Raw genomic sequence first — 16705 nt, forward strand, 5'->3', positions numbered from 1 at the left:
GATTATTCATGTTCCATGATGCACCCGCCATGACCGACTCCCCCAACTTGCACGACGTGCAGCCAACCCAGGGCATTGCAGGCGCGCTGACCACGGCCGACGACTTCGACACCGTGATCCGTTCCACACTTGCCGGAGGCCTGGAGGGCGGTGCCCTGGTCAGTCAAGGGCCGGCCTTCTGTGCCGCTGCCGGTGGTGGTGTGCTGCAAACCGATGGACTGATCCTGGCCCTGACAGGCCGGGCGCATCATGGCGACGCTACCAGCGTGGATGCCGTCCTGCAAGCACTGGCCCGGGATTACCGCCGTCAGGGCACGGCGGCACTGACCGCTCTCAAGGGGCCTTTTGCGCTGGCGATCCTGGAACCGGAACGCGGGCGCGGCCTGCTGGCGGTGGACAAGATCGGCATCCGGCAACTCTACTACGCCCAGGACGGCACCGGGCTGAGATTCTGCACCGCCCTGACCCCACTGGTGGAAGCGGGGCTGGGCGGTGATCTGGATGCCCAGGCGATCCATGACTATGTGTACTGTCATTTCATCCCCAGCCCCCGCAGCATCTACCAGGGTATCCGCAAGCTGCCCGGCGGACACGTGCTGGAGTGGGAGCGAGGGACGCTCCGGGTACGCCCCTACTGGCTGCCCCGCTTTGAGGAAACTCCCGTGGATGTGGCCGGGGCAGGCAAGGAGATGCTGGCGATCATCGAGCAGGCGGTGCGCGATGTTGCCGCATCGCCGGAAGCGCCGCGCACCGCCGCGTTTCTGAGCGGCGGACTGGACAGCTCCACCGTCACCGGGATGCTGGCCAGGGTGAGCGACGAGGCCCACGCCTACTCCATCGGTTTTGATGTGCCCGGTTACGACGAGATGGAATATGCCCGGCTTGCCCGCGGCCATTTCGGGGCCGTCGGCCATGAGTATTACGTCACGCCGGACGACATCACCACCTGGCTGCCGCATGTGGCGGCTGCTTGCGATGAGCCGTTCGGTAATTCCTCCGTGCTGCCGGCGTTTCTGTGTGCCCGCAAGGCCCGCGAGGAGGGGGTGGAACTGATGCTGGCCGGGGATGGCGGGGATGAGCTGTTTGCCGGCAACGAACGCTATGCCAAGCAGGGGGTATTCGAGCATTTCAACCGCCTGCCCGCCTGGGCCAAACAGGGGCTGATCGCGGGCACGGCCCCGCTGGCGAATCTGCCGCTGCTGCGCAAGGCCCACAGTTATGTCACTCAGGCGCGGATTCCGCTGCCGGACCGGATGGATACCTATGCCTTCCTGGAGCGCCACGATCCCCGGGAGGTCTTCACGGCGGGGTTCGTCGGCATGGTGGACCTGCACGCCCCCAGGGATCTGAAGCGAGGCCTGTTCGCGGCACCGGAAGGGGCCTCCCTGCTCAACCGCATGCTGTATCTGGACTGGCATTTCACCCTGCACGACAACGATCTGGTGAAGGTGAACACGGCCTGTCGGCTGGCCGGGGTGGAAGTAGCCTATCCGATGCTGGCCGAAGACCTGATGATGCTCTCCAACCGGATTCCGTCGGCGCGGAAGCTCAAGGGCAACCAGTTGCGGTGGTTCTACAAGCAGGCCTGCCGGGATTTTCTGCCGGAGACCATCATCCACAAGAAAAAACATGGTTTCGGCCTGCCCTTCGGCATCTGGCTGCGGGACCATCCGCCCCTGCGGGATCTGGCCCTGGATGCACTGACCCGTCTCAAGGGGCGGGACATCATCCGGCCCGAGTTCATCGACAAGCTGATCCGCCTGCACCAGGACAAGCACGCCGCCTATTACGGAGAACTGGTGTGGGTGCTGATGGCGCTGGAGCTGTGGCTGGCCGGACGCCGGCATTCGCCTCTTTAAGAACCTGCCGACGCCCATGCCACCGGCAGGTTTCATCTTTCAACCGCGAAGCACCTTACCCTGCTCCAGGCAGGGCTGGTGACCGATGACATCATGGCCAGCCCTACGGGTATTCCGACGCAACCCCGCTACCATCACCAACAACCCCATCAGCAGCAGTCCAATGACTTTCGGTTCCGGCACGGCGGAAGGCTGTTCCTGAAGGGAAGCCGTCCCCCACACTTCCAGCTGGGCGGAAAAGAGATTGAAGTTCTGCGAACCTATTCCCGTATGAGCAAACCACAGAAAGAGGCTCTGGCTGGCAACGATCTCGTCGAAGATGTCCAGCGTGCTGTCAAACACGAAGGTGCTGCTGGCACCCCTGCCACCCACCCGAGTCATGGAATACAGCGAGTCACTGGCCAGAACAGGGGATGCGGCCGGGCGTACATTCCAGAACTCCGTCGGCACCAATAAAAAAGAGGCATTGGTATTGCTGTAGCTGATCGTCAGCGCCAGATGGTCGATCTCACCAAAGGAGAAATTGGAAAAATCGAAAGCGTCGTAGAAGCGCTGACACTCGGAAGAATTGCGTATGGTGATGGAATTGCCGCCGCGGTCATCGCAGCTTCCCGCGCCCATGCTGGCAGCAGCCACCTTGCCCGCCCCCATGCCATAATCCTTTTCCAGAGTCCCCAGAAGCACTGGTGCAGCGGAAACAGCCGCCGAGCACAACATGACTGATACCAGCAGGATTGCCTGAAGAGCGCGTTTTTTGGAGCGCATGATAATGGTCCTTGGATGGGGATAAATAATTTACAAAATATATGCAAAAAATGAGCCAAAATAAAAAATGTGATGCATTTCAAATAAATTAAGGCGCCAATGTGCTAACCGGTTTCAAACTCTGAAACCACCTGTAAAAAAAACCTACACCCACCTCAAGCATCTGCCGCCCTCAAAAGCCGATAACCACAGAAATCTTCACCGAGCGGGCAGAGACAGGCCTCGCCAACAGACCGGACCCAGGCGCTTGATAAGCTGTAAACAGTTCCGACAGGCAATCCGGAAACACCTTAGACCACAGCGCCCCAATGCAAGAAGCCAGGGCCGGGCTTACAACCGTGCCCGAATGAGTACGGCATGGCTCAGCAAAGAACCCAATACGGGCACGCGGGAAAGCAGGGCCCGAAACGACCCGCTTTCCACCCAGGGCTGGAGCCTTTGCAAACGCGCGGGAAGAATCGGGATCCAGTGAATCTCCACTTCCCTGGCGCCATGGCGCCTCATCCAGGATGACAGTTCGCCTGGGGTGTCATAACGCAAGCCCAAGGGGCGCCGGCGCAATCGGGCAACGACCCGCTTGATCCGCGTGAACAGGCAGTCACGATTGAGGGCATCGACCCACACCTCGCCACCATCTCTGACACTTCCCACCATCTCTGCTACCGCCTGCTCCGGCCGTGACAGGGCCTGCATCACACCAAAGCACAGGACACCGTCCAGGGAAGCAGGGCGGATTGCCAGCTGCGTCACATCCCCCACGGCCCAAGTCATCGCCGCCGAACTGCGTTCCCGGGCCTTCTGTACCGAAGGCAGGGAATAGTCCATGCCGATGGGGGTGACGCCCTGCTCCGCCAGATAACGGGTATAACTGCCGGCCCCGCAACCCACATCCAGCCACAGGGCCCCCGGTACATCCCCCGGCCAGAGGCGCTGAAAGTTTCTCAGCCGGGCCTCCAGGCCGGACCGCGTCCAGCCGGCAATATCGGCATCATCCTGACAGACCGTGCCACGCTGGATAAAACGCTGACGCCATTGTTCTTCGAATTTTGGGCGGGGCATGAAGTCTTGGGGAAAATTCTGGGCGGGCTGATAGTTTGAGGCTTGGAACCGCATTGCACAATGCGATGCATTTTCGCGCTAGACTGTCAAGATTGTCACCCTTTTACGCCGGATCCCCCGCATGACCACAGCTCAGACCGAAAACCTCAACATCGCCGCCATGGACTACATGCCTTCCCCCCGGGAGATCAAGGCGCAGTTCCCCCTGTCCGACGCCGCGGCCCGCACCGTCCTCACCGGGCGCAAGGCCCTGTGCGATATCCTGGATCACCGGGATCCGCGCCTGTTCGTGGTGGTAGGCCCCTGCTCCATCCACGACCCCGAGGCCGGCATGGACTATGCCCGACGCCTGAAGACACTGGCGGACGAAGTAGCGGATGTCATGCTGCTGGTGATGCGGGTCTATTTCGAAAAGCCCCGCACCTCGGTGGGCTGGAAGGGATTCATCAACGACCCCCATCTGGACGACACCTTCCGCATCGACGAGGGCATGGCCAAGGCTCGGCGCTTCCTGATGGACATCAATGACCTGGGACTGCCGGCGGCCACCGAGGCCCTGGACCCCATCGCGCCCCAGTACTACGGCGATCTGATCGCCTGGACCGCCATCGGCGCCCGCACGGCGGAATCCCAGACCCATCGGGAGATGTCCTCGGGCCTGTCCACACCCGTGGGCTTCAAGAACGGCACCGACGGCGACCTGAGCGTGGCGATCAACGCCATCCTGTCGGCCGGCAGCCCCCACAGTTTCCTGGGCATCGGCAATGACGGGCAGTCGGTGATCCTGCGCACCCGGGGCAACCGTTACGGCCATCTGGTGCTGCGCGGCGGCAACGGGCAGCCCAACTATGACACCGTCTCCGTGGCCTTGGCCGAGCAGGCCCTGGACAAGGCCGGCATCCCCCGGAACATCGTGGTGGACTGTTCCCACGCCAATTCCTCCAAGAACCCGGAGCTGCAGCCGCTGGTGATGAAGGATGTGATGCACCAGATCCGGGAGGGGAACCGTTCCATCGTGGGGCTGATGGTCGAGAGTTTCCTGGAGGCGGGCAATCAGCCGCTGACCGCGGATCGTTCCAAGCTGCGCTACGGCTGTTCCATCACCGATGCCTGCGTAAACTGGGCGACCACGGAGGAGATGATCCGCAACGGCGCGCAGATGCTGAGAGAGCTGATCGACGATCGTATCTCGGCTTAAGACCTGGGCTCCCGCTTTCGCGGGAGTGTCGATAATTTGCCGCTGGATTGATAACCCGGCAATCAAACCTATCCTCATGGGTAAGCATAGGCAATTAATTTTAATTAGAATAAACCACTTACAAGCCAACCCATTTGATTGCCTGGTTAATAACAACCAGAAACTCTGCGCAACCACCAAGAATCAGGCTGAAAAGATTCATCTGCGATAAAATCAATCCGTGCGGGGTAACAAGTACCATGGCTCAAGATGGCAACGAAGCTGGAGACCTCGCCTCCATCGAATGGCAACGGGAAAAACCGGGATTAGTGTGGTCATACTGGCTGTCCAGGGCAAAATCCGATGGTCCAGGCCTTAGGCGATGGCAAACCTGGATTTGGTGGAAAGGACTTCATGATCCACGGAAAAAGATCAGCGCCTTCATTCTATCGATACGAGGATTTATCGAAGCGCCATATGAAACTTGGGCGGGCCTTCGCCGATTCGGCCACAAGACAAGACGCATACATCACATCCCTCTTTTTACTCAATACCATCACGCCCTAATACTACGTTGGCGATACGGCATACGACCGGAGCACTATTATAGACTCCAACTATTCAAACCGGAGCGCGCGGCGTTCGCACAGCACTTCATCATTAGCATCGGACCTATACTACAGGTCATCCATCGTCACAGCCCTAAAAAACACGATGGAGTGATTTTCTTAAATAAAAAACAGTTCAAGGATTGGTGCGCGCATAACGATATACCAACCGTCGAAAATCTCCTGGAGATTGACCGAGGAAAAATCGTATCCCGCACATCCGATCATTTGCCGGCTTCAGACCTTTTCATCAAACCTACAAACTGGAGGCAAGGTCGAGGAGCCTCTCGCTGGTGGTGCAAGAATCAATCGACCGGCCACTACTACACCGACCATTCCGGGGCAGTGCTGACACCAGTTGAACTTGAAGAGCTTGTTTGCCGAACGTCACTGGACCAGGACCGCCCTTACATTGTTCAAGAAGCCCTCGTGAACCACCGCAGATTACGCAACTTGACCAATGGCGCCCTGGCTACCGTGCGCTTGATGACGATTCGCGATTTGAAACAGCAGGCACACCCCCTGATAGCGGCCCTGCGAATGCCAACAGGTGACGCCGTGGTAGACAACTTCGACTCCGGCAGCATCGCTAGTCCGATCAACCTGGAAACAGGGCTTTGCGGACCGGGCCTTCAGAAGAAGGGATCGCTTCCTCCTGACGCCATACAGGTGCACCCCGACACAGGATCCGCCATCTCGGGGTTCACACTTCCATATTGGTCCGAATGCCTTGCGCTGACCTGCCGGGCGCATAATCTGCTAGAAGCCCAAATCCCCGTCATCGGATGGGATGTCGCCATACTGGATAATGGCCCTATTTTATTGGAAGCAAATCACTTACCAGGCGACGACATTGCCCAGATGCCCGGCGGCTTTCCCTTGGGCATAAGCCCACTGGCCGAAATTCTACTTAAACGTCTAAGAAATTCTTTCATTACTGAATAGCGAGCATCCCACAAGTTTTAGGGGGCTTCGAAAAACACAGTCATTCCAATCATAATATGTAGATCGCCCTCATCTCGCAACCCACTTGGCAGAGTCTACTCAAGCCACCTCAAAAACATCATTCATCACTTTCCCGCGCTGCGCATCGACTCCACGAGTTTATTCCGAATCTCGGCATTAGCACCCAGGAACTCCAACAGCAATACACCCGCATTTGCCACGCTTTTCTGTACTTCCGAAAAATCTTCCGATGAAAAACGTTTGAGCACCACAGATTTTGCCAACGATTCCGTACCCCCTGGGGTCCGAATACCAACGCGTATTCGCGGCATGAATCCATCATTGCGAAGAGCAGATATCAATGACCTTACTCCTCTGTGCCCGCCGTCACTACCCTTATATTTCAGGCGTACATCGGGCATTTCAAGATCCGCATCGTCATGGATAACAACAACCCGATCAATCGGAATATTTAATTTCCCACGAAATTTCTCTACGGCAAAACCCGCGCGATTGATGGCTACGGACGGCTTAAAGAGGATCACTTGGTGCGTTGAAATCTCCGCGCGAGCCATCATGCCATCGACACCTTCAACCCATTCAAGTATTAAATTTTTTGCCACATAATCAAGCACTTCAAAACCCATATTGTGGGGAGTACCCACATACTCATCCCCAGGGTTCCCTAAACCAATTACCAGCCAAATATCTTTTATTACCCCATCGGCATTCTCAGATAACCCTGCAAATCCTTTAATATTTCCCAACTCACCATCAGAACCATGAAAGGTACTTACCACTGGGAAAAAGGCATCCTCCACCATGTGCACAGGGCGATCAAGATAGATACAATCATCACAAAAAAAATTCCAACCACAATCACTTCTCCAGCAAGACACAGGTTGCTCGCGCGCAAGAACCAAGCGAACCAAATGATCGACCCGGTTTGTACCTTTTAGCAAGACAAGATCGCCTGACCTTAACTCGGAACGAAGAAATTCGTGGGCTTTTTTTATTTCCGTAAAGCCAAAAAGCTTATGCTGACTTGCCTCCGTCTTGGCCTTTAACGCCCTCAGTGCGTGAGGCCCAACAAACACAACCAAATCCGCAACCTCCAAAGCACGACGTGCAACTTTCGGATACAACTTTGATGCAGATAGTGAATAGTCCGACAAAGTACCAATCACAGCCACCTTTCGGCCCGCCCTAGCATCAATAAGATAATCATAAATGACAGGCAAAGACCAATGGGGAGACTTAAAGTCGTCACGAATGAAAGTTACGCCATCCGCACATTCGACCACCTGCATTCTTCCCGGCGTGGTCATTGGCTCCTTAATCGCTACTATGCATTCGTCAATACGCATGCCAGCGGCAAGACCAACCCCCAAGGCGGCCAAAACCGAAGTAGCCAGGTGAACACCATGCAGACTGGTGTTGACAGTATAAGATTCACCCTGATGCTCAACTTTCAGGGTCAGCGACTGTGGGAATCCAGACGATGCCGACAATAGACGCAAATCCGCTTGCGGCGAGGAACCAAACCAGACACAGCGGGCTGCCGCTTTCTCGCCGACGGCTCGCACCAAAGGATCATCAATATTTAGCACCGCGACCCCATCAGCAGGTAGAGCTGAAATCAGCTTACCTTTTTCAGCTGCAATCGCACCCATCGAACCAAACCTTTTTATGTGATCACGTCCCACCACGGTCATCACTGCAATCGACGGACGAACGAGATCAATTCTTTTATCAATGGTTCCCGGACCGCTTGTAGCAACCTCAAAAACTGCATACCGGCAAGCATTGGGCAGGAAAAGTATCGCCGACCCGATATCTTCCAGGTAATTAAGACCCTTCCGATTTCCTTGTGTCTTTCCTTTTTTACTTAATACAGCGACCACCAGATCTTTAGTCGTCGTCTTCCCTACTGACCCCGTGATACCAACAAAAGTCGTAGTTCGAAGCATTTTCCTTTTGAGACCAGCACTCGCCAGGATAATGATTTTCCGCCAATACCTCGCTCTCCATGCCAACGCCTGCTTCAAGTGAGTCAACATGAATTCAAGACCCCTCAAGCTCTGAATGGTTAATATGGAAACCAACTTACAATGCATGCGAGACCAGTCATGGCCCGGAAACTCTTGACAAGCTTACCGTATCGGATATCTATATACCAAGCATCCTTCAACCAACTCCAAAGATATCCCACAATATTCCTTTTTCAGTGGTGCAGATTGACATCGAGTCTCCAGGTCCATCGGGCCATCTTGGTGAAGACATCAATACAACCGCTCCAGCACTCTGATGAAAATGTCGTCATCCCTACAGTTTCGAAAGCGGTCATATACACGCATTCCAAGGATAAAATCGTTCCGGAAGATCAGGCCGCGAACACCCCTGCACTACAGGGCAGATACGGTAGCGCTGAGTAGCTCCAATCTGCTTCGGAAAGTTTACTCAGCATCTACTTCCACTTTCCCTCACCCCTCGCTACGCCGCAAAAATGCCTCGAACATGAACAGGGACCACAGGGGGGCGCTGTAATCCCTACGCCCGCTCGCATGGGCATCCACCAGATGCCGGAGGGTGTTCATCTCGAAAAGACCGGCATCCTGTAGCCGGTCGCCGAGGATGGTGTCCTGCAGACGCTGTTTCAGGGGGCCGCGGAACCACTGGTCCAGGGGCACGGCAAAACCCTGCTTGCGTCGGTACAGGATGTCGTTGGGCAGGTGCGGCTCCATGGCCTTCTTCAGCAGGTACTTCCCTTCCCCACCCCGGAGCTTGAGCGACGGCGGCAGGCCCGAGATCCACTCCACCAGGGGATGATCCAGGATCGGTACCCGAACCTCCAGGGCATGGGCCATGCTGGCCCGATCCACCTTGGTGAGGATGTCGCCGGGCAGATAGGTCTTCATGTCCAGGTACTGGACCAGGGACAAGGGGTCTTCCACCGGCGCGCGGGCGGCGTGGCGGCGCAGCACGTCCACCGCCGTGTGTCCCTCCAGCTGCCGCCGAAAGGCGGGGCTGTAGAGGTTCAGGCGCTGTTCGTCGCGGATGACCGCGATATTGTTGAAATACCCTTCCACTGCGTCCCTGGCCAGGGCCTGGAAGGTGGCGCGGGCGCGGAACATCCGGGGAGCCCGGTCCAGCTTGGGATATATCCGTCCCAGGGTGCCGAAGAGGGGACGCCGTAACCCCAGGGGCAGATGATTGCGCACCCGTTCCTCCTGTAGATGGAATCGATAACGCCGGTATCCGGCCAGGGTCTCATCCCCGCCATCCCCCGACAGGGCCACGGTGACGTCCTGCCGGGCCAGTTCGCAGACCCGGTAGGTGGGCAGGGCCGAGCTGTCGGCAAAGGGTTCGTCGTAGAGATCCGCCAACCGGTCCAGCAGGCTGAAGTCATCCGGGTCTACCTGCCGCTGCCGATGGCTGGTGTGGTAGCGCTCGGCAACCTGGGCGGCATGGGCGGACTCGTCGTAGCGGGGATCGCTGAAGCCGATGGAGCAGGTCTTGACCGGGTCGTCCATCAGGCCCGCCATCATGGCCACCACGGCGCTGGAGTCCACGCCGCCGGACAGGAAGGCCCCCAGGGGCACCTCGGCCACCAGACGGATGCGTACCGCTTCGCGCAGGCGCTCCACCAGTGCCTCCATGGCCTGGGCCTCGTCCATGGGGGCATGGGGCTGGAAGGGTACGTCCCAGTATTCCCGTGGCTCCCCCGGTGCGCGGCCCCGCTGCAACAGCAGGGTGTGGCCGGGGGGCAGCTTGTGTACGCCCTGGTAGATGGTGCGCGGCTCGGGCACGTAGCCGTAGGCGAAATATTCGTCCACCGCCCGGGGGTCCAGCGACCGGGGCAGATCCGGGTGGGCCATCAGAGCCTTGAGTTCGGAGGCGAAGATGCACTGGCCATTGGGCAAATGGGCATAGTAGACGGGCTTGATGCCCAGGCGGTCCCGGGCCAGGAACAGGCTTTGGCGGTTGCGGTCCCAGACGGCGAAGGCGAACATGCCGCGAAAGTGACGCACGCAGTCTTCGCCCCATTCTTCCCAGGCATGGACGATGACTTCGGTGTCGCAATGGGTGCGGAAGGTGTGTCCGGCGGCCTTGAGGGTGTCGGTCAGTGCCGGGAAGTTGTAGATCTCGCCGTTGTAGGTGACGGCCACGGTGTGGTCTTCGTTGAACAGGGGCTGCTGGCCGCTGGAGAGATCGATGATGGACAGGCGGCGGTGGGCCAGCCCGATACCGGGTTCCAGGTGGACGCCGCCTTCATCGGGGCCACGGTGGAACTGGGTCTGGTTCATGCGTTCCAGCAGGCCCCGGTCGATGGGGGCCTGGCCCTGGATGTCGAAGATCCCTGTGATGCCGCACATGTTTTTTTATCTCTTGGAGAGTCGGTCATAGACGTTCAGGTAGCCCTGCACCATGGCTTCCAGGCTGTAGCGCTGCCGTGCCCGCTCCCGGGCAGTGCCGCCGTGGGTCCGGGCCAGGGCCATGTCGTCCAGATAACCACCCAGGGCACCGGCCAGGGCCTCGGGATCGCCGGCGGGGATCAGGGTGCCGGTCTGGCCCGGCTCGATCAGGTCGGGATTGCCCCCCACCGCGGTGCCGATCACCGGCAGACCGGTGGCCATGGCCTCCAATATGGTGTTGCAAATGCCTTCCGCCAGGGAAGGCACCACGCACAGGTCCATCGCCGCCATCAGGTCGGGAATGTCGTCACGGTTGCCGGGCAGCCAGGCCAGGTCGGCGACACCGGCTTCCCGCAGACGGGCCTGCAACCCCTCCCGCAGGGGGCCGTCTCCGATCATCACCAGACGCAGCCTGCGCTTCAGCCCTTCATCCCGCCTCAGCAGGGCAAGCACGGCCTCCACCAGGATGTCCGGGGCCTTGACCGCCTGCATCCGCATGACCGCACCGATGACAACAGTCTCCGGGGGTGCGAATCCCTCCGGCAGGATGGAGCGGGCCCGGGCCTTGTCCCGGGGTGAAAAACGGACAACATCCACCCCGTTGCAGATATGGTTCAGGCGGACCGGTGCCACGCTGATCTGTCTTGACAGGTAATCCAGCTGGTGCCGGGACAGGGCAATGTACTGGCCCACCAGGGGTCGGAACACACGACGCAGGTGCCGGGTTTTGGCCCGGGAACCGTCCAGATCACCGATATCCCAGCCATGCTCGCCATGGACACGCCGCCTCACCCCCGCCAGGGCGGCAATGGCCTGGGTCTCCAGGGTGGCCATGTTGCGGGTATGGACAATGTCCGGTCGCAGTCGGCGCAGCAGCCGCCAGAGCCGGCCGTGGACCTTGAGGTCCTTGCCCTCCTGCTTGTGCAGGGCATGCAGCGTCACGTCGTCGCGGCGAATGCGGCGACTGAAATCGGTGTAGTCCGTCATGCACACGATGGCATGACGATAGCGGTCCGCCGGCATGTGGTTGATCAGGTTGACCAGACCGTTCTCCATGCCGCCCACGTCCAGACGATGAATGATGTGGGCCACCAGCGGCGGTGTACCCCGCGTGCTGTCGGTCATGAGCCTGACTCCGGCGGCCGGTATTCCACCTCGATCAGCCCGGGCATGCGGGTCAGAAAATCCTGCAGGACGGCCCGCCCCTCGTCGGCGGTGATCTGGAACTCCGTGGTCACGGCCACCAGCAGCGAGCCGTCCCGATGACCACTGAGCCGGGCCCAGGCCTCCAGGAGCTTGACCTCAATGGGTCGGGCGGTGGCACGATCCGCCACCTGGTACCAGTGCCAGACGATGCGGCCGCGATCTCCGGGACCGCGCATGACCGTTTCGCGGACCATGTGGGGCTCGCCGCCGGCAAGGGTCACGCCGCGCCCGGACTCGGAAATCCGGCGCCAGGTCTGACCGTCGTAGATCCGATTACCGTAAGTGATCAGATCCGTACCCGGCTGATCATGGTGATAGTGCAGGACGTGCAGCGCCAGCTCACGTCCGTTTTCAGACCGGTAGGCATGCTGGGACTGGTAATCCGGCTCGGCAAACCGGGGCTGCCAGGGCGGTGATTCGTCCCGCTGGGGCAGGGCCCAGCCCGTGACCTGGGGGGGCACCGGATAACGGTCACCGGCCAGGGCGGCCATGCGCTGATTGAGGCCCATCTCGGTCAGGGGGGCCATGGACAGAACCACGGCTGCCAGGACCAGGGGCATGACCACCGGGGAGACCGCCGTGGGGGACGGGTTCCCGGCCTGTGTAGTCGGCTGTTGCCGGCTCTCCTCTTCCGGATGGTCGTCTTCCCGGAACAGGCTGCCCACCCAGAACAGCAGGAACATCACCACGCCGAAGAACAGCCAGCCGTAGATCAGATGGTCCACCCCGACGGCGTGTTCCATGTCGGTCCAGTGAGCGATCATGATGATGCCGTAGGCCCGCAGGCCGTTGGCCACGATGGGCACGATGATGGCAAAAGCCGTGAACACCAGTCGTCGCCAGAGGCTGCGGTAAATCAGATAGGCGTACACCAGCCCCAGGGCCACCGAGGCAATCAGATAGCGGATGCCGCTGCAGACCTCGGCCACCACGAAATCCCCGGCGGGAATGCTGATGTAGTAGCCCTCGGCAAATACCGGCAGCCCCGTCAGACGCAGCATGAGCACGGTGAACCAGGCGGTATAGTCCTGCAGGATGGGGACCAGGAAGCTCCCCACCGGCCAGGCGAAGAAGAGATAGGCCAGGGGGAAAGTCAGCGCCCTGGAGATGCCGAGCCCCAAAATGGTGATGACCAGGGCAGGCACCATGGCCACCACGACGAAGGTCTGGACCACGGTGACATCGGCGGCCCGGGCAAGGATCCAGCCGAAACCGAGGGCGGCGATCAGCAGGATGCCCAGGTAGCTGGGCTGCGGGGTGAGTTCCGCCAGTCGGCGGCGCATGCGCCAGGCCAGAAACAGGCTGATGGGGAGGATGACCATGCCGTGGGCATAGGTGTCCGAGTTGAGCCAGATATGCACCAGCTTCTGCACGCTGGGCCAGTAGAGGAGCACCATGGCTCCCATGCCCGCGGCCAGGAGCCCCAGGGCCAGGGGCCATGACAGGCCCGGAATCCGGAGAGCTGCTGGGGCTGCTGATCGGTTTTCAGCCGATGTTGCAATGGTGGTGTTCATGGCGACTCCAACAAGGTCACGAACCGCTCCATGTGCTCGGCCCAGCTGTAATGTTCACAGACACAGGCCCGCCCCAGCCGCCCCAACCCCGGAGACAGATTACCGGACAGGACATCGCAGGCCAGCCGGGCCAGGGTGACCGGGTCTTCGCTCACCGGCCATTCCAGACCCTCGCAGGCACGCAGTCCATCCAGGGCCTGGGGGGTCACCAGCACCGGCTTGCCCATGGCCATGGCCTCCAGCACCTTGTTCTGGATCCCCCGGGCGATCCGCAGCGGCGCCACCGCCGCCTCGGTATGGGCCAGGTAGGGGCGCACATCCTTCACCGCGCCCGTGACCTGGACGCCGTCGATCTGCTCCAGTTGTTTCACTTCCCTGGCCGGCCGGGCGCCGACAATGGTGAAACGGGCATCGACGTGTTCCAGTCGCACCAGGGGAAAGACCTCCCGGGCAAACCAGCGCACCGCATCCACGTTGGCCCAGTAGTCCATGGCGCCGGTGAAGACCAGATGCTGCTCACCCACCCCGTACGGGCGGGGATACTCTCGTTCCGGGCTGAAATAATCCACGTCCACGCCGTTGTCGATGGCATGGATGCGACCGGCCGACTCCGGCGCCAGCGTCCGGAACAGGGCCGCCTCCTGCTCACTGACGAAGGCACCCGCATCCGTCAGGGACGCGACGCGTCGCTCGAAGGCCAGCAGACGACGGGATTCCCGGGCATAGATCCGGTTCATGGGAAAGCGATGGGAAGCGGCATACTGGCGCCACTTGTCCGAGTCCACATCGACGAAATCCACCACCACCCTGCGACCGGCATGGTCTTCCGGCCGCAGGTACTGGGCCATGGCGGACGAGAAAATCAGAACCCGTTCCACGCCCTGTTCCAGTATCCGGCGCACCCATTGCCGCATGGATCTGTTGTCGTAGTAAGGCTCCGACAGGGAGCGGCCGTCCATGAACCCCCGCAGACTCGCCAGCTTGGCCAGCGGCGGTCGCAACGGCAGCAGGCAGGTGCTCTCGCACAGGCGGGTCACGTCTTCCCGGTAACGCCAGTCGTGGGGGTCGTCCACGAACGCCCCCAGGTGAATGCGGTAGCGCCCCGCCAGGTGCTTGAGCAGGTTGAATGACCGGATCTTGTCCCCCTTGTTGGGCGGATACGGGATCCGGTGGACCAGGTAGAGCAGCGCCGGGCGTGTGGTGTCGTTCATCCCAGCCCCCGGGAGAGATGGGGACCGATCAGGTTGGCCACCGGGGTGGGCAGACGCTTCCAGGCCTCGATGAAGAGACGGTACTTGGGGTTCAGGGGGTTGATCTCGGGGATGGCATCCGCCTTCACCAGATGGTACTCGTAGTAGAGCGGCTGGGGCTGGAAGCCCCAGTTCTTCTTGAAGCTGAAGGAGCCGGTGCCCCGCTTGCTGCGACCGTAGTCGAAGCACCGGTAGCCGGCGGCGCAGGCGTGGCGCATGACCTCCCAGTAGAGGAAATCAAATCCGGCCAGTTCCCGGGCCGCGGGCATGCCGCCGCCGTAATAGGGCAGTACCTCGTCGCGGAAGCAGAAGCTGAGCACGCTGCTCACCGGCTGGTCCCGGTGAGTGACGGTAAGGATCCGGGCATCCTGGCCGAAGGTGTCCAGCAGGCACTGGAAATAGCGGAGGGAGAACACGGGGGTGCCCAGGCGACGCACGCTGTCGGCATAGATGCCGAAAAAGGTAGCCACATCATCCTCGAACCGGGATGCAAGCCCGTGCTTGATGCCCTTGCGCACCATGGCCCGCTGCTTGCGGGGGATCGCCAGCAGGTTGGCTTCTTCCTCCGGCTCGATGGGCCTGCGAAAGGTGACGTAGAGATCATCCTTGCAGGGCCACTGGGGGCAATGACGACGCAGGTGACGCAACTCCAGATAATCCACCCGAAGTGCCTCCGCCAGATCCCGGGCCGCGTCGATCAGGGCCTGGGCCGTGGCTTCGTCGTCGGCGGCCACGCCGCCGTAGACACAAAAGGGCATGGAGATGAGAGCATTGCCGAACAGCAGGGTCTTCACATGGCCCAGGGGCAGGATACCCCGTATCCGGCCGTCCTGTTCCGCGTACAAAAAGTGCGCGGGATGTCCGAAGGCCTCCCGCAGTACCTGGCGCCAGCCGCTGCGGTGAAAGAAGCTGGCTTCCGGGCATGCCATGACATAGGCATCCCAGCGGGCCTCGTCGCCATCCTCAAGATGACGGATGGTCAGTGCTGCCCGGGCGTCACTACCCCTGGTCTCCAGGACTGCATTCATGCGGGATTCACTGCCTGTTCAAGAAAGATCCGGTCCATGCGTCCCCATTGAAAATCCGACAACAGCCGTTTGAGCCTGCCTTCGGTGCGGGACAGATTGAGATAATGACGCACCCGGGTCTTGAGCCCGAGCCCGTTCTGACGGGGCTGATCGGGGTCGATCTCCCAGGGGTGGAAATAGAACACGGCGGCCTGCCGGTCCCGCTGGTTGACCTGACGAATGGCCCAGCGGGAGATTTCATAGGGCAGCAGGCGGAAATAACCGCCGCCGCCACAGGGAAGCTTTTTGCCCAGGACTTCCACGGTGGTGACGGGGATTTCCACCAGATCGCCCTGCCCCGGCCGGAAGGAGAAGCGCGGGGCCTCGGGCATGCCGTAGAGATCGTGGTGGACGGGATAGATGCTGGAACTGTAGCGGTGGCCGGTCTCCTGCAGGGTGTCCAGGGCCCAGAGATTGTCGCGACCGATGGAGTAGCTGGCGGCCCGGTAGCCCAGTACCGGGGCACCCACGGTGTCTTCCAGCAATGCCCGGGTCCGGCTCACATCCTGGCGGAAGGCCTCGGGAGTCTGCTCCGTGGCCCGGATGTGGGACCAGCCGTGGCTGGCAATCTCGTGGCCTTCGGCCTGGGTGCGCCGGACCAGTTCGGGATAGCGTTTTGCCACCCAGCCCAAATAGAAGAAGGTGGCCTTGGTGTCGTGTTCCGCAAAGAGCTGGAGGATGCGATCCACGTTGCGTTCCACCCGGCAGGGGAGTTCGTCCCAGGTGCCGCGACAGATGTGGTTTTCAAAGGCGGAAACGTGGAAGTAGTCTTCCACATCCACGGTCATCGCATTACGAATGCCGTGGTTGGGGACGGGTCCGGCTGTGTTCATGAGGTAC

Annotated in this window: 12 protein-coding genes; 3 read left to right on the plus strand and 9 right to left on the minus strand. The window is 60.3% G+C overall.

The annotated features are described in order from the left end of the window. Positions 1–8 precede the first annotated feature (8 nt). Positions 9–1859: an asparagine synthetase B family protein gene (locus CKO35_RS05475; RefSeq protein WP_200173420.1), complete on the plus strand. Its 1851-nt coding sequence runs from the start codon at positions 9–11 to the stop codon at positions 1857–1859. Positions 1860–1898: 39 nt separating this feature from the next. Here CKO35_RS05475 and CKO35_RS05480 read toward each other — a convergent pair whose 3' ends face one another. Both CKO35_RS05480 and CKO35_RS05485 read right to left on the minus strand, forming a co-directional pair. Further along, entirely contained in the window at positions 1899–2624 is a 726-nt protein-coding gene (locus CKO35_RS05480) for a hypothetical protein (protein WP_200173422.1), read from the minus strand. Positions 2625–2954: 330 nt separating this feature from the next. Then, the gene (locus CKO35_RS05485; protein ID WP_200173424.1) at positions 2955–3683 is read right to left on the minus strand and encodes a class I SAM-dependent methyltransferase; all 729 of its coding nucleotides are present in this window, start codon (positions 3681–3683) and stop codon (positions 2955–2957) included. 121 nt (positions 3684–3804) lie between these two features. Here CKO35_RS05485 and CKO35_RS05490 point away from each other — a divergent pair, with 121 nt between their 5' ends. After that, positions 3805–4881 (plus strand): 3-deoxy-7-phosphoheptulonate synthase, encoded by a 1077-nt coding sequence (locus CKO35_RS05490; protein WP_200173426.1) that lies wholly within the window; start codon positions 3805–3807, stop codon positions 4879–4881. A gap of 239 nt (positions 4882–5120) precedes the next feature. Beyond that, positions 5121–6413 (plus strand): sugar-transfer associated ATP-grasp domain-containing protein, encoded by a 1293-nt coding sequence (locus CKO35_RS05495; RefSeq protein WP_200173428.1) that lies wholly within the window; start codon positions 5121–5123, stop codon positions 6411–6413. A gap of 125 nt (positions 6414–6538) precedes the next feature. Here CKO35_RS05495 and pth read toward each other — a convergent pair whose 3' ends face one another. The 7 genes from pth to CKO35_RS05530 all read right to left on the minus strand — a co-directional run bounded on the left by pth (position 6539) and on the right by CKO35_RS05530 (position 16698). Next, a complete protein-coding gene (gene pth / locus CKO35_RS05500; RefSeq protein WP_200173430.1) occupies positions 6539–8473 on the minus strand; it encodes an aminoacyl-tRNA hydrolase in 1935 nt (644 codons plus the stop codon). A 423-nt stretch (positions 8474–8896) separates the two neighbouring features. Beyond that, a complete protein-coding gene (locus CKO35_RS05505; RefSeq protein WP_200173432.1) occupies positions 8897–10789 on the minus strand; it encodes an XrtA/PEP-CTERM system amidotransferase in 1893 nt (630 codons plus the stop codon). A 6-nt stretch (positions 10790–10795) separates the two neighbouring features. Further along, entirely contained in the window at positions 10796–11953 is a 1158-nt protein-coding gene (locus CKO35_RS05510; RefSeq protein ID WP_200173434.1) for a TIGR03088 family PEP-CTERM/XrtA system glycosyltransferase, read from the minus strand. After that, positions 11950–13548, minus strand: coding sequence for an exosortase A (gene xrtA, locus CKO35_RS05515; RefSeq protein WP_200173436.1), 1599 nt, complete (start codon positions 13546–13548; stop codon positions 11950–11952). The genes CKO35_RS05510 and xrtA overlap by 4 nt, the downstream gene beginning before the upstream one ends. After that, a complete protein-coding gene (locus CKO35_RS05520) occupies positions 13545–14759 on the minus strand; it encodes a TIGR03087 family PEP-CTERM/XrtA system glycosyltransferase (RefSeq protein ID WP_200173438.1) in 1215 nt (404 codons plus the stop codon). Before CKO35_RS05520 ends, xrtA begins: the two co-directional genes overlap by 4 nt. Beyond that, positions 14756–15826 (minus strand): FemAB family XrtA/PEP-CTERM system-associated protein, encoded by a 1071-nt coding sequence (locus tag CKO35_RS05525; RefSeq protein WP_200173440.1) that lies wholly within the window; start codon positions 15824–15826, stop codon positions 14756–14758. Before CKO35_RS05525 ends, CKO35_RS05520 begins: the two co-directional genes overlap by 4 nt. After that, positions 15823–16698: an XrtA system polysaccharide deacetylase gene (locus tag CKO35_RS05530; RefSeq protein WP_200173442.1), complete on the minus strand. Its 876-nt coding sequence runs from the start codon at positions 16696–16698 to the stop codon at positions 15823–15825. The genes CKO35_RS05525 and CKO35_RS05530 overlap by 4 nt, the downstream gene beginning before the upstream one ends. Positions 16699–16705 lie beyond the last annotated feature (7 nt).

It is taken from the genome of Ectothiorhodospira shaposhnikovii, assembly GCF_016584105.1.
In the GTDB taxonomy this organism is placed as follows: Bacteria; Pseudomonadota; Gammaproteobacteria; order Ectothiorhodospirales; family Ectothiorhodospiraceae; genus Ectothiorhodospira; species Ectothiorhodospira shaposhnikovii.